General features: G+C 49.8%; 1 protein-coding gene. It reads left to right on the top strand.

Features of this window, described 5'->3' with window-relative positions:
- Positions 1 to 279, top strand: a 279-nt coding sequence (locus tag M2R48_RS21175) for a SwmB domain-containing protein (RefSeq protein ID WP_315972864.1), incomplete at both ends; no start/stop codon positions are given.

The following is a 279-nucleotide window of genomic DNA, read 5'->3' as shown; positions in this document are numbered from 1 at the left end:
TGGTGATACCACAGCACCGACCTTTGTCAGTGCAGCACTAGATACAGCCGGCACATCGCTCACCTTGACCTATAGTGAAGCACTAGACAGCACTAACTTACCGCCATTAAACAGTTTCGTGGTCACCGCAGATGGTCAAGTTGTACCTGTAACCGGTGTTACAGTGAATGGCTCTACCGTAGTGTTGACTTTGGGTACACCAGTCACAGCAGGTCAAGCGGTGCAAGTGGGTTATACCGATCCATCGGCAGCCAATGATCCAAATGCGATTCAAGACAT

It is taken from the genome of Acinetobacter sp. I-MWF (assembly GCF_025433935.1).
In the GTDB taxonomy this organism is placed as follows: Bacteria; Pseudomonadota; Gammaproteobacteria; order Pseudomonadales; family Moraxellaceae; genus Acinetobacter; species Acinetobacter guillouiae.
Note: the sequence above shows the minus strand (reverse complement) of the source record. Positions and strands in the feature narration are given on the sequence as shown.